This is a genomic window from Levilactobacillus suantsaiihabitans (genome assembly GCF_004745505.1).
GTDB lineage: Bacteria > Bacillota > Bacilli > Lactobacillales > Lactobacillaceae > Levilactobacillus > Levilactobacillus suantsaiihabitans.
Genome location: NZ_RKLX01000002.1, coordinates 58074 through 71197, shown reverse-complemented (window position 1 = coordinate 71197; position 13124 = coordinate 58074). Strand labels below are relative to the sequence as shown.

The following is a 13124-nucleotide window of genomic DNA, read 5'->3' as shown; positions in this document are numbered from 1 at the left end:
GAACATTTTTTCACAAAATATGGGGTAATCGCTTTCTTTTTCATAATTTTTCCGTTATGATAGACACGTACCTGGAAATTTACTTATTCTGAAGGAGTGAATGGCACATGGCATCAAATGGAAAAGTAGCAATGGTTACTGGCGGCGGACAAGGAATTGGTGAAGCCATTTCCAAGCGCTTAGCTAGCGATGGATTCGCAGTTGCAATTGCTGATTTGAACTTAGATAATGCCAACAAGGTGGTTTCTGCTATCGAAGCTGATGGTGGGAAAGCCATTGCAGTCAAGACGGATGTCTCTGACCGCGACAGTGTCTTTGCGGCAGTTAACGAAGCTGCAGACAAGCTCGGCGGATTTGACGTAATCGTCAACAACGCCGGCCTTGGCCCAACTACCCCAATTGACACAATCACCCAAGAACAATTCGACACGGTTTACCACGTTAACGTTGGTGGTGTACTGTGGGGGATTCAAGCTGCTCACGCCAAATTCAAGGAACTCGGCCACGGTGGGAAGATCATTTCTGCAACTTCTCAAGCCGGGGTTGTCGGGAACCCGAACTTGGCACTCTACAGTGGGACTAAGTTTGCCATTCGGGGGGTTACGCAAGTTGCTGCCCGTGACTTAGCCGCTGAAGGCATCACGGTTAACGCCTATGCACCAGGGATCGTTAAGACGCCAATGATGTTTGACATTGCCCACAAGGTTGGTCAAAACGCTGGTAAGGACGACGAATGGGGTATGCAAACCTTTGCTAAGGACATCACCTTAGGCCGTCTGTCAGAACCAGAAGACGTCGCTAACGGGGTTGCCTTCTTAGCAGGCCCAGATTCAAATTACATCACCGGCCAAACGCTTGAAGTTGATGGCGGGATGCAATTCCACTAAACCTTAAACAATAATCATAGATTGATTGGTAGGTCGCCGCTCAGAGATGGGTGGCGATTTTTTTGCGTCCGCGCTAAAAAGGCCATTAAAGGACCAGCTGCCGAGAACCGAATTTGAAAAACGGGAGTAAACAAAAGCGCGTAGAAGCGGAGGGTAAGGACGTTTCTGCGTGCTCTTGGCACTACTTAGATTGGAGTTCTTGGACGGCGGCAGCTAGACTGGGACTGCCAAAGCCGACCAGGAGAAGGGACAACAAAACTAGGTTACTGAGATTGGGTGTGTTGCGTTGAGACATTGACGAGACCTCCTTAGGTTTCATCTTTGTCATTGTAGCAAGCGCGTTTATCAGTTTCGTATGGGTTACGTATCATTGTTGTAAAGGTCTGAAAAGCCGCTGGAAAATGGTGCTCGTCATAAATACCAACGAAATTGCGCGCTGATTTGTCATCCCCATTTGCCGATCTTTAGAAAATTTTAAGCGAGCGACGAACCAGCTCATTCAGGGGGTTCATGGTACAATGGGGGCAACGACATGAGCATGGGGTGATAAGATGATTACGGAATTCGAAAACTACTTGGCAAAGATTGATGACCCAGACCAGCAAATGCGCGTGCGGACGGTGCTGAACTGGGTCCAAGAGACCTTTCCGCAGCTCGAACAGCGCTACGCCTGGAACCAGCCGTTGTTCACGGATCACGGCACCTTCATCATCGGCTTCAGCGTGGCCAAGTCTCACATGGCCTTTGCCCCCGAAGGTCCAGCCATGGAACAGTTTGCCGATCAAATCGCGGCGAATAAATATAATCCGGGTAAGATGTACGCCCGCATCAAGTGGACCCAAGACGTGGACTATGAGCTATTGCGGCAGATCATTGCCTTTAACATCGCTGACAAGGCTGACGTGACCACGTTTTGGCGGAAATAACGGCAATTTAAAGCGAGATTGTGACAACCTCACAGTGAAAAGCCGCCGCCTTACCGTTCGCCAAATATGGGTTGGAATGCTGGGGGCGGGTCGAGCCAAAAGCCGGTCTCGACACCTCGCTTTGAGCCGAAAAACACGTCTCAAAGTGGCCTCATAGCCGAAACGTGCGCCAACAGGCAACTGGTTCCGCTTAACACTGCTAGGCAAATAATCCAGGACCAGGATTATCCGCCTAGCACCGTTAATGCTCGCCAGTTAACCGCCTGTCGTCACACTCTTGTTAAGCGGCTGAACCCATATTTGGCGAACTCTCGGCTACGGTGGTGCATGCCAGTAACAATCGCCTTAACCCCAGGTAGTAGCTACACTGACAGCTATCATTAACACAGTGTTACTGATAGGCATCACTTTGCCGGAGGCAGCCAGGGATGGCCCCATCTGGGTCGGCGGTGTTGGCTGAGTTTTTTCTCAGCCTACAGCGCGGGACGACTTGAGAGACTGGCGGGCTTTGCCAGGCTTTCATGCGAACTGGAAGACTGCTCCTCAGTCTGGAGGTGTTCCCCAGAGCTGGCCCCACCCTGGCTGACGCAAGCTCCTGGTTTCACCAATCTTAAGTGGTCAGCTCAATCTAGCAGAAGTATCATTAAACCAAAAGCATGGGACCCGCCATTTCTGGCAGGTCCCATGCTTTTTAAGCGACACAATTAAAAGAACTTCGGTTGATCCTTGTTTTCTGCGGCCATCTGACTGGCGTCGATTTGCTTGCCGTCTTCGTCAGTCCGGACCACGTAAACATCGACGGCCGCCATCCGGCTAACGTAAGCCGTGACGGAGCCTTCTACCATTCGGGCCACGGCGCTCATCCCGGTGGCGCCCAGTACGATCAGATCGTTTTGGTGGTCGCGCACGAATTCGTGGGAAATGACAGTCTTGGGATTGCCGAACCGTACGTGAATCGCCATGTCCTTGAAGCCGGTGGCCGCCCGGGTCGTTTGGACCAGCGAGTCGAGGTATGACGTCGCATCTTGGGCCAAGTCATGGATCACACCGCCGGGCATCGAGCCGCTGACGTAAAAGCCGTAATGGTTGATGCGCAAGACATTCAGTAGGTCAACGTGGGCGTCATTTTGTTGCGCCACCGCGACCGCCTTTTTTAACGCTAATTCCGCTTGAACGGAGCCGTCCACGGGAACTAGGATGTTTGCATAGTTCTTTTCCATAATTAGCCTTCTTTTTTAGTTTAGACGCGACCACGCAGCGTAATCGTTGCGGTGTCTAAGACGTGACCGCTGATCTGATGCAGCAGGTCGTTGAGCCAAAAGCCGTCCTCTAAGTCGAGTTTGGTATTCAATGCGTAAACGGTCAGGCTGTAGTCGTGATCGGCGTTGGGTGGGAAAGGTCCCGTGTAATTTTGAAAGACCGCGGGATCCGTGTTGCCAATCAGGGAACCGGCATTACTGTTGCGGCCATGAACGTGAGGAATGGCGTTGGTTCGCGACACGTCCGCGGTGATTTCGCGCGTGGTGCCCGGGAAATTGGCGGCTACCCAGTGGATCCACGGGAACCCGCTTACCGGCACGGCGTCAAAATCGATGAGGTTCAGCGCAATCGTCTGCGTTTTCTTGGGAATCTTCGACAGGCTAATAGGAAACGACTTCACGGGTTGGCCCGCATAAACGTCGTCGCCAGTCGCGTGTTTACTGTATTCGTCGGCCAAGTAGCCGTTGTCGGTTGGCACAAAAATTCTCATAAAATCCCTCCTATGATCAGTCCTTAACATTATTATACCGCAGGCGACCCCCATTCTGCGAATATTCATTAATAATGTATAAAAATACGTATAAAATAGATATTACTCATAAAATTGCAAAAAGTGGTTGCCTTTCTGATAAATGAGCGTATGATTAGAACCATTAAGTTTGTCACAAAGAAAGGATGACGCCCATGACGCCCCAAGATAAGATTGCAATTCTCCAACACCTGATTCAGATTCAGTCGGTCAATGCCAACGAGACGGCGGTCGCTGACTACATTGCCAGTTTATTTGCCCCGTACCCGCAGGCTGAGATCGTCAAGGTTCCCTTTGCGCCGGGCCGCGATAACTTAGTCGTCACGATTGGTGATCCGACCGGTCCCATGTTGGGGTTGTCGGGGCACATGGACGTCGTGGCCGCGGGGGATGCAGCCGCTTGGCACCACGATCCGTTTGGCGGTGAAGTGGTGGGCGACCAACTCTTTGGCCGGGGCGCCTCGGACATGAAGAGTGGGCTGGCCGCCATCGTCATCACCATGCTGGAATTGCTGGAAGCCCAGACACCGCTGGCGGGGAGCATTCGCTTGCTGGCCACGGTGGGAGAAGAGACCGGCGAATACGGTGCGGCAACGCTGACTGATGCCGGGTATGCGGACTCGTTGGCCGGTCTGGTGATTGCCGAACCCAGCGGCTTGAACAACGTGGTCTACACGGCGCGGGGCGTCATCGACTACAAGGTCGTTTCGACCGGGAAGGCCAGTCACAGTGCCCGTCCGGAAAATGGCGTCAATGCGATTACGAATTTGATGAAATTTTATAACGCGGTTGGCCCGTTGATGGCTAAACACACCCAGGTCGACCCCGTGTTGGGCGGCCTGTTGCACAACGTGGATCTGATTTCTGGGGGCGAGCAGATCAATTCGATTCCCGCCCACGCCGAGCTAATGGCGAACATGCGGACGATTCCGGCCTACCCCAATCAGGTGATTTACGATGAATTGGCCGCGCTGATTGCCCAGTTAAATCAAGAAGACGGGGTGCAGTTGGACCTGAGCTACAGCTATCCTGAAGAGGCAATTCCGGGCGATCCCCAGGCGCCGCTGGTTCAACTGGCCAAGCAGATCAGCGACCAAGTCTGCGGTCACGACACCCAAGTCATTGGGTCGGGCGGAGCCAACGATGGTGCGGAATTCCTGCGGGCGAAGGGCGAATTCACCAGCATTGAATTAGGACCGGGCAACGACTCGTCGCATCAGGTCGACGAGTACGTGTCTGTGACCGAGTATTTGCAAGCCATCACGGTCTACGAGGCCCTGGTGCCAGCCTTCTTCGCGCAGGTGGCGGCCACGGTCGGTGAATAAGGGATTATAAATATAGCGCCTGAGCAGTGGTGTTGAAACTGTTCAGGCGCTATTTGATTTGCTGGGGAATCAGGTTAGTGGCTAATGACGAATAGTCACATTTTGATATACAGGTGCTAGGCTGGTCGGGTATACTGAAACGATAGTGGCAGACATCAATTCTTAAGTTTCTGCCGCGATGCTTACTAAATCTCTAAAATTAACCATTAATCCTGGAAAAAATCGCAATTCTGACTATATTAGAAGGTAACTTATCAATTGGGGGAAGGGTAGTGTCATGGCCAAGCAATCTGCGGGCTTGATTGCCTATCACGTCGGGGTCACGACCCTCACGTTAGGCTCGGTTTTCAATGTGTGCTTGATTTTCTTAAAGGTGGGCAACCGGTCGTTAGAGTTGGGACTAGCCAACGGATTACTGGCGATCTTTGCCGTGGACTATTTGGTGCGCCTGCTGATCACCAAGAACCGGAAGATTTTTTTGATTCAATCGGCGTTTGATCTGCTGGGTATTATTCCGCTTCACCCGGTCTTCGCCTTTTTCCGGTTGGCGCGGCTGGTCCGGTTGATGCGGTTCCACCACCTTTTTTGGCGTTGGGGTATTGCCGGCAAGTGGACGCAGGCGTACCACCGCTTTATTTATAAGACCGGTTTCATCTACCTATTTTCCATCAGTGTGGCCATCATCGTGCTCAGTGCGTTTCTCTTTTCGTTGACGGAAAAACAGAGCCTGGCCAATTCCTTGTGGTGGGCAATCACGACCGCAACGACCGTGGGGTATGGGGATGAGACACCCCACACCGCGGTGGGTAAGATCATCGCCAGTTTCCTGATGGTCGGCGGCGTGGGCTTCATTGGGTTGTTGACCAGTACGATCACGGACTTCGTGGCCAGCCGCACCGAACAGGCGACTACCACCCAAGAGGCGCAACAACTGGCCGATATGGCCCAGCTGTTGGCCAAAATCGATACGCTTACGGCGAAGGTCGACCAACTCCAAACACAGGTCGACCGGTTGACACCCAAGCACGCCAAGCGAGACAACAAAAAACGGCCGTGACCGAGGTCGCGACCGTCTGGATAATACCATAGACGAAAGATTAGCGGACAAACTGTAGGTTGTAATTGCCTTGTCCGTCAGAGGTGATGGTGTAGGTGGAGTAGCCGGCTTGCAACCACTGGTCTTTGGAGGCCTGGGCCCAGTTTTGGGCGTCGGCGACCGACGAAAAAGTGTGCGTGGTGGCAAAGGTTGAATCCGCGCTACTCTTGCTACTGGAACTAGCAGATTGACTCGAACTGGTGGCGCTTTGCTTGGTTTGGGCCTGGTCGAGCAACTTTTGCTCGCGGTCCTGCACGGCGTCATTCGATTCGTTGTTGATGATATTCTGTAATTTTTGCTTTTGCGTGACGGTTAACCCGTTATCATTATAGCTGCTGTACGTTGATTTGAAGCTCTCGAAAGCGGCCTGTTCCGAAGCCGATGAAGCCTTGGCCACGACAGAGGCACTGGTGCTCGATGAAGCGCTGGTGTCATTCCCAGAGTTGTTGTGATGGTTAATCGCTAAGACCAGCAAAATGGCGATTGCCAGCGTGATCAACGTCATCAGCCATGGCCACCACCGCCGCGGCTTACGTTGCCGACGACGGGTGGGTTGGTCCGATCCCTGGTTAAAGTTATACCGTTGTACGCGTGATTTTGGTTCTTGGTTGTTCAACTGAAAAACCTCCATGTCCAGAACGGTGTGAAAAAACAAGCTTGCCGCCGAGACGACAAACTACCACACCCTCCATAATACCGCAAAATGCCAACAGAAGAAAATTTTCACCCTGATTTTTACCATTTTCCAATCATTCTCATCACGAAATGGCGAAACCTATTGTATGATGGTAGTGGAACTAAGATTGAAAGGTGGTTTTACTTTTGCATAATGATATTCCCGAATTACCGTTAAACAACGGCAACCGGATTCCCCAACTGGGGTTAGGGGTCTTTCAAGTTGATAATGCATCAGATACCAAAAATGCCATCAAATGGGCGTTAGCTGCGGGTTACCGGCACATTGATACGGCCGCATACTACGGCAACGAGCAGTGGGTCGGCGAAGCAATTCGCGAAAGTGACGTCAAGCGCGAAGACGTTTTCGTCACGTCGAAGCTGTGGAACAGCGTGCGCGGGTATGATGAGACCAAGGCGGCGTTCCAAGCAACGCTCGACAAATTAGGCTTTGATTACCTGGACATGTACCTGATCCACTGGCCAGCTCCTGGTTATCTGGACAGCTGGCGGGCCATGGAAGACCTGTACAAGGCTGGCAAGATCAGAAACATTGGGGTCTCCAACTTCAATCAAAAGCAGATGGATGACATTTTGACCAACGGCACCATCAAACCCGTCGTTGACCAAATCGAAACCCACCCGTACTTCCAACAAGCTGAGATGCACGCTTATTTGGAAAGCAAGGGTATCTTGCACGAGGCCTGGAGCCCACTGGGTGGCGGCAATAACAACGCCTTATCCGACCCCGTCATCAACGAATTGGCCGCAGCCCACGACGTTAGTGCGGCTCAAATCATCTTACGGTGGCACGTACAACGCGAAGAAATCGTGATTCCCAAGTCGATTCACGAAGCCCGCGTTCAACAAAACCGCGACATCTTTGCCTTTGGTCTGGACGAAGATGAAATGAAGGCTATCGCCGACCTCGACGCTGGCAAACGCGTCGGTCCAGATCCCGACGATGCCGCCTGGTTAAAGAAGTCCCAGACGTACTCCAGCCGGAAATAACCACAAATAACCAACAAGACGTTCCCACCCAATCCAACGGTGGCAACGCCTTGTTTTTTGTTTTGCGTAAACCAGTGCTTGCGTCCGCCAGGGGTTCCGCCTGCTTTGTAAAATCAACGTCAGTAAGGCGGACGGGCAACATCGTGGGAACTGGCCGCCTGTTCGCTAGAGATGAGTTGGAACGCTGAGGGCGCCGGGCCAAGCCAAAATGCGGTCTTGACCCTCACCTTGGAGCCGGAAGACCGCGTCTCCAAGGTGCCAGTTCCCTAAGCGTCGAAAACCGCGCCGCTAAGGGAACTCCCACAGCTGAACTCATCTCTAGCGAACTCACGGCTCCGGTGGTGGTTGCCAGTCGAGTTGGTTCGCAATCGTCCGTGGTACAGATGTGACCGCCAGGGTAGCCGGAATCTCGACATGCGCCAGTACTGAAATAACCATACTTGTGACGCTGGATGACATAAAAAGCGAGCCGTGGTGGCCAACGATATCGCTTATCGCGGTTTAACGCTAAGTGGCCTGACCTCGCCATCTATGCCGGAGGAGGCCAGGGGTGGAGCCAGCTGTGTCGACGGTGTTGGCCGAGGTTGCTTCTCGGCCTACAGCGTGGGGCGACTTTGGAGACTGGCGACTTGTGCCAGGCTTCAAAGCGAACCGGAAGCCCGTACTTTGGCTGGAGGTGTCCCCCATAGCAGGCGGAACCCCTGGCAGCCGCAGGCATCTGGTTTGCCTAATCGTAGCAGGCAACATACTCATCTAGATTTCGCGTAATGGTAAGGCGGCCAGCCCCCACTATGTCGTCAGCCAAGCCTACCGGTACAGCGGAATGCCAGCGTCTTTGGCCATGGGTACCAGCTTGTCAGTCAAGACGTTGACCACGTTGATAGGCACTTTGGCGAAGGGGCTGAAGAAGTCCGGATGATCCGGGTTGGGCACGTCTTGGGTCTCCTTTAAGTTGGGGACCATGGCCTTCAAGTCGTCCTGATGCAGGCCAAGTTGCGTGGCGTAGTAGACGACCTCGCGATAACTGACATTTTTAAAGTAAAAGTAGTAACACAAAGCGGCAACGACAAAATACCAGAAGATAGTCCATTGTAGACCAATTTGACTGGGGTCCAAGAAGCCAATCACGATGGCGGCCACCACAAAGATAATGTAGATGGCCACGGAAATGGCGGCCCAGCGCTGTTTGTGCGTCAAAATAGAGCACCTCGTTTTTCTTTTAGAGTTGTTCCCAGTGTACGGGGTTTTAGGGGCGAAATTCAAGCAATTTCTTTAAAATTGACGCGGAAGTTTCGACTTTTACGGCTAGTCGTGTATAATAACACGGTAATGTTGTCAATCGCTTAAGAAATGAGAGGTAGACGAAGTGAGTTTAAGTTTTGAAACGATCCAGCCTGAAGACTTCAAACAGGTAGACCAATTAGTTTCAGCGGCGTTTGCACCCGTCGAGGAAAGTGACGGCAGTGAGGTGGGGTTGATCCACCAGCTGCGGTCAACGTATGATTATCAGAGTAGCTTTGAGGTCGTCGCCAAGCCCAGCATTGACCAAGTGGTCGGTCACGGCTTATTGAGTCCCATCACGGTGCGCGGTGACCGTCACACCACGACTATCGTGGCTCTGGCGCCGCTGGCCGTTGCGCCAGATTGGCAGGGCCAAGGTGTGGGGAGTCAACTACTTAGTGAGTTAGAGACCCGCGCCCGCTTAGCCGGTTTTCCCGCCATCAGTGTTGTCGGCGACATGAACTACTACGGCAGCCGGGGCTACGTGATGGCCGAGGACTTTGCCATCCACAACAGCCTGCCAGTGCCAATGGGCAGTCACTTGATCAAGCCGCTGACGGCCGGGTCGCTGGCCCACGTGGGGGGGATGATCGAGTACCCGAACGCCTTTTACCGCGATTAGGTTGGTTAAGAATTGCTGAGTGACCGGGTGATTTCACAAACTAAAAAAATGTGGATGCTGTTGAAACGTTGATTTGGCAGCGATAGAGCCGCTCAACGAAAGATTAAAATTAAATTAGAGGTTGACGGGTACGCAGCAGCGTGCTAATATCAAAGTCAATCAAATACAGAACGCTAATTTCCATTACCAAGTAGCGTGTCATCTGGGTGTCAGAAAGTCGGTGGTTGCTGCGAACCGATCAGGGTGATTACGACGAAATACAGTGGAATGTCCTGGTACGCCAGGCGGAAAGACTAGAGCCGTTACCTTCTAGAGAGTGGAGTTACTGGGTCTAGAACCAGTGACCCAAGTTGGGTGGTACCACGGTTTAGTCTAAATCGTCCCTGTTGCAGAATTGCAGCAGGGGCGATTTTTTTATACATACTTGGCAAAATAAGAGGGAGCGATTTTTATGCAAGAACACACACCATCAGAAAAAAAGCCAATCAAGTTTGGCGAAGCGATGACCATCTTACTGGTCATGTTACTCATCATGGGCTTAGGCGTCATCAAATTTGGTCTGTCACCAACCACGCCGGTCCTGCTGGTGATTGCCTTGGTGATTTTGTGGGCGAAGGTTCGTGGCGCTGATTGGGACACCATCCACAGCGGCATCATTGACGGTATCAAGACCGGGATCATCCCCATCTTCATCTTCCTGTTGATTGGGGCCTTGATCAGTGTCTGGATCGCCGCCGGGATCATTCCATCCATGATGGTCTTCGGGTTTCATTTGATTTCTGCCAAATGGTTCGTGCCATCCGTCTTCTTGGTCTGTGCCATCGTCGGGACGTCCATCGGGAGTGCGTTTACCATCATCTCTACGATTGGAATCGCCCTGTTCGGGATGGGGACCACGATGGGCTTCAACCCCGCCTTGGTCGCTGGGGCCATCATCTCCGGAGCCATCTTCGGTGATAAGACTTCACCACTGTCTGACTCCACCAACCTGGCCTCGGCCATCGCGGAATCCGAATTATTTGCGCACATCAAAAACTTAATGTGGTCGACGATTCCCGCCTTCATCGTCTCGCTGATTCTCTACTTCTTCATGGGTACGGGCGCTTCCAATGCCAATGCCTTGAGCAAGATCAACAGTACGGTCGCCACGTTAAACGCCAACTTCTCCATTACTTGGTGGGCCGCCTTACCAATCATCGTGATGTTCGTCTGTGCTTGGCGGAAGATTCCGGCCATTGAAACCTTGTTGTTAAACGTAGGCTTGGGCATCGTGATGTTGTTCATCGAAAAGCCTAACACCTCTGTCAGCAGCATTGCCACGATGATCGAATCCGGCTTCGTGTCTAAGACCGGCAACACCAGCGTCGATGCCTTACTGACGCGGGGCGGCATCAGTGCCATGATGTCCACGGTTTCTTTGATCATCTTGACCCTGACCTTAGGGGGCCTGTTGATGAAGTTCGACGTCATCCAAACCGCCATGGTGCCCCTGGCAAAACGTCTGAAGAGCACCGGTGCTCTGGTCACGGCCGCAATCCTGTCCGGGATTGGCGTCAACGTCTTCGTTGGGGAACAGTACCTCTCCGTCATCTTACCTGGGAAGGCCTTCAAACAGACCTTTAACCAACGGGGCCTGGACAACCTAGCCTTGAGTCGGGTCTTAGAAGATGGTGGGACCGTCATCAACTACTTGGTTCCTTGGGGAGTTGCCGCGGTCTTTGCCGCCAACACGCTGGGCGTTTCGACCCTGGCATACCTGCCATTTTGTTTCTTCAGCCTCTTGTCCCCAGTCTTCTCCATCTTGAGTGGCTTCACCGGCGTCGGCTTGAAGCGCCTGCCATCATCTGACGACAGTAGCGCCACCGCAGCCACGATGGCCGCTGATGGGCGGTAGTCAGTCACAACGGTCAAACGATAGTCATAGAGAGCATCCCCGTGGGTGGCCGACAGCCTGTGTTGGCCGGGGGTGACACGATAAAATAAGATGTAAAAACGCGTGAACACTGGCCAAGCGATGGCGATGTTCACGCGTTTTTTGGTTAGCACCTGAAGGTTGAAAGTAAAATTAACACGCTGATTGCCACAACGACGGTGTTCCAATACCTAAAATTGGTGAAACCAGACGCCTGCGTCAGCCAGGGTTCCGCCTGCTCTAGCCTGAGGAGCGGTCTTCCGCCTCGCTTGAAAGCCTGACAAAACCCGCCAGTCTCTCAAGTCGTCCCGCGCTGTAGGCTGAGAAAGAACCTCAGCCAACACCGCCGACACAGCTGGCTCCACCCTGGCTGCCTCCGGCAAGGTGGAGGTTAGCAGTGACACTGTGATAACCAAAGACTAGTCTTCAATGCAGCTGCTATCTGGGGTTAAAGCAACTGTTACTAACCCGCACTACCGTAGCCGAGAGTTCGCCAAATATGGGTTCAGCCGTGGGAGTTCCCTTAGCGGCGCGGTTCATGACGCTTAGGGAACTGGCGTCTTTGAGACGTGGTTTGCGGCTCAAAGCGAGGTGTCGAGACCGCCTTTTGGCTCGACCCGTCCGCCCCAGCGTTCCAACCCATATTTGGCGAACGGTAGGCGGCCAGTTCGTGTTGTGAGGCTGTAAACGACTATTTTTAAAGCCATGAGTCGCATGATCACAATAGTTCCAGCTGATTTTTGTCTTTCAGCCTTTAACTGACACCAAATGGTTAGTTCTCAACGGGGACAACTACCGGCTCCGTGTACAAATAAGTCGCTACCAGCCCGTTGACCGTGATCTCGCGCTGGTCCGGTAGCTGGAGATACAGCAAGTGCAGCTCGTCGTCACGGGCGGTCACCGTGACCGGCGTGTCTAGCGGCAGGCACAGGTGTGTCACGTAGGCCACCAGGTTGGCCGTTTCCAGGTACCCACACAGCGTGACCGTCGTATTGACGGGAACGTCGCTGAGTCGGGTAACGCGGCTGTCATCGAGCATCAGATCCGGCTTCAAGGCACCGCCGAACGGACTGCGTTGGGGATGGTCGAGGTAATCGGCCAACGCCGCCACGGTCGCTAGCGTCAGACTATCGGCCATTTGCCAGGCCTGATCTGGAATTTGGGCCAGGGGCAAATGCAGCTGACGGTCCAAGAACACCTCGCACAGCCGATAGGCGAACAGCAGCCGGCGCGCCTGGTCACGGCCTTGTTCAGTCAGTGTGACGCCCGTGTAGCGCCGGCGATTGACCAACCCTTGGGCCTGTAGCTGCCGGGTGGCCTCGGTCACGGTCGCCGGCGTTACGTTGGCAAAATGAATGATCTGCTTATTACTGACGCGTGCACGGGCAAAACTACACTCGGCGATAATTTTTAAATACGTATTTTGATGGTTCGACATCTAATCAACTCCCCAGAAAATGGTGCAATAGTTCAGTACCCCTAAAAATTATTTTTTACGGTTTAAATTCTACTGGTCTTGGCGACAGGTTGCAAATTTTTCTGATAGTTAACGTTTTGATAATCGTTTCATAAGGAAATTATAAAATAAAATGCCGACAAA

12 protein-coding genes are annotated in these 13124 nt (G+C 52.7%); 7 read left to right on the top strand and 5 right to left on the bottom strand.

Going from position 1 to position 13124, the window contains the following annotated elements:
- Positions 1-107: 107 nt before the first annotated feature.
- Both EGT51_RS01955 and EGT51_RS01950 read left to right on the top strand, forming a co-directional pair.
- Entirely contained in the window at positions 108-887 is a 780-nt protein-coding gene (locus EGT51_RS01955; RefSeq protein WP_125575470.1) for a (S)-acetoin forming diacetyl reductase, read from the top strand.
- Positions 888-1438: 551 nt separating this feature from the next.
- On the top strand, positions 1439-1813 hold the full coding sequence (locus EGT51_RS01950) for an iron chaperone (RefSeq protein WP_179951121.1): 375 nt from the start codon (positions 1439-1441) through the stop codon (positions 1811-1813).
- A 704-nt stretch (positions 1814-2517) separates the two neighbouring features.
- On the opposite strand, the gene EGT51_RS01945 is transcribed toward EGT51_RS01950, so the two are convergent.
- Together EGT51_RS01945 and EGT51_RS01940 are read right to left on the bottom strand one after the other, a co-directional pair.
- Complete coding sequence (locus EGT51_RS01945; protein ID WP_167850120.1) at positions 2518-3033, bottom strand: universal stress protein; 516 nt, start codon at positions 3031-3033, stop codon at positions 2518-2520.
- Positions 3034-3053: 20 nt separating this feature from the next.
- Entirely contained in the window at positions 3054-3563 is a 510-nt protein-coding gene (locus tag EGT51_RS01940) for a YbhB/YbcL family Raf kinase inhibitor-like protein (protein ID WP_135367126.1), read from the bottom strand.
- 194 nt (positions 3564-3757) lie between these two features.
- Here EGT51_RS01940 and EGT51_RS01935 point away from each other — a divergent pair, with 194 nt between their 5' ends.
- Positions 3758-4927, top strand: a complete 1170-nt coding sequence (locus EGT51_RS01935; protein ID WP_135367125.1) for an ArgE/DapE family deacylase — start codon at positions 3758-3760, stop codon at positions 4925-4927.
- A gap of 277 nt (positions 4928-5204) precedes the next feature.
- Positions 5205-5984 carry a potassium channel family protein gene (locus EGT51_RS01930; protein ID WP_135367124.1) on the top strand — a complete coding sequence of 260 codons (780 nt, stop codon included), beginning with the start codon at positions 5205-5207 and terminating at the stop codon, positions 5982-5984.
- Positions 5985-6024: 40 nt separating this feature from the next.
- On the opposite strand, the gene EGT51_RS01925 is transcribed toward EGT51_RS01930, so the two are convergent.
- Entirely contained in the window at positions 6025-6639 is a 615-nt protein-coding gene (locus tag EGT51_RS01925; RefSeq protein ID WP_135367123.1) for a hypothetical protein, read from the bottom strand.
- A gap of 206 nt (positions 6640-6845) precedes the next feature.
- On the opposite strand from EGT51_RS01925, the gene EGT51_RS01920 reads away from it, so the two are divergent.
- On the top strand, positions 6846-7709 hold the full coding sequence (locus EGT51_RS01920; protein ID WP_135367122.1) for an aldo/keto reductase: 864 nt from the start codon (positions 6846-6848) through the stop codon (positions 7707-7709).
- 807 nt (positions 7710-8516) lie between these two features.
- Here the strand turns inward: EGT51_RS01920 and EGT51_RS01915 are convergent.
- The gene (locus EGT51_RS01915) at positions 8517-8906 is read right to left on the bottom strand and encodes a hypothetical protein (RefSeq protein ID WP_135367121.1); all 390 of its coding nucleotides are present in this window, start codon (positions 8904-8906) and stop codon (positions 8517-8519) included.
- A gap of 169 nt (positions 8907-9075) precedes the next feature.
- Between EGT51_RS01915 and EGT51_RS01910 the strand changes: the two genes are divergently transcribed.
- Both EGT51_RS01910 and nhaC read left to right on the top strand, forming a co-directional pair.
- Positions 9076-9612, top strand: a complete 537-nt coding sequence (locus tag EGT51_RS01910) for a GNAT family N-acetyltransferase (protein ID WP_135367120.1) — start codon at positions 9076-9078, stop codon at positions 9610-9612.
- Positions 9613-10063: 451 nt separating this feature from the next.
- Positions 10064-11506, top strand: coding sequence for a Na+/H+ antiporter NhaC (gene nhaC / locus EGT51_RS01905; RefSeq protein WP_135367119.1), 1443 nt, complete (start codon positions 10064-10066; stop codon positions 11504-11506).
- A 790-nt stretch (positions 11507-12296) separates the two neighbouring features.
- Here the strand turns inward: nhaC and EGT51_RS01900 are convergent.
- Positions 12297-12962, bottom strand: coding sequence for a metal-dependent transcriptional regulator (locus tag EGT51_RS01900; RefSeq protein ID WP_135367118.1), 666 nt, complete (start codon positions 12960-12962; stop codon positions 12297-12299).
- Positions 12963-13124: the final 162 nt, after the last annotated feature.

Bases quoted from the DNA above. Each gene is read 5' to 3' on its own strand.
- EGT51_RS01955 (WP_125575470.1), top strand. From the start codon at position 108: ATGGCATCAAATGGAAAAGTAGCAATGGTTACTGGCGGCGGACAAGGA.
- EGT51_RS01950 (WP_179951121.1), top strand. From the start codon at position 1,439: ATGATTACGGAATTCGAAAACTACTTGGCAAAGATTGATGACCCAGAC.
- EGT51_RS01945 (WP_167850120.1), bottom strand. From the start codon at position 3,033: ATGGAAAAGAACTATGCAAACATCCTAGTTCCCGTGGACGGCTCCGTT.
- EGT51_RS01940 (WP_135367126.1), bottom strand. From the start codon at position 3,563: ATGAGAATTTTTGTGCCAACCGACAACGGCTACTTGGCCGACGAATAC.
- EGT51_RS01935 (WP_135367125.1), top strand. From the start codon at position 3,758: ATGACGCCCCAAGATAAGATTGCAATTCTCCAACACCTGATTCAGATT.
- EGT51_RS01930 (WP_135367124.1), top strand. From the start codon at position 5,205: ATGGCCAAGCAATCTGCGGGCTTGATTGCCTATCACGTCGGGGTCACG.
- nhaC (WP_135367119.1), top strand. From the start codon at position 10,064: ATGCAAGAACACACACCATCAGAAAAAAAGCCAATCAAGTTTGGCGAA.
- EGT51_RS01900 (WP_135367118.1), bottom strand. From the start codon at position 12,962: ATGTCGAACCATCAAAATACGTATTTAAAAATTATCGCCGAGTGTAGT.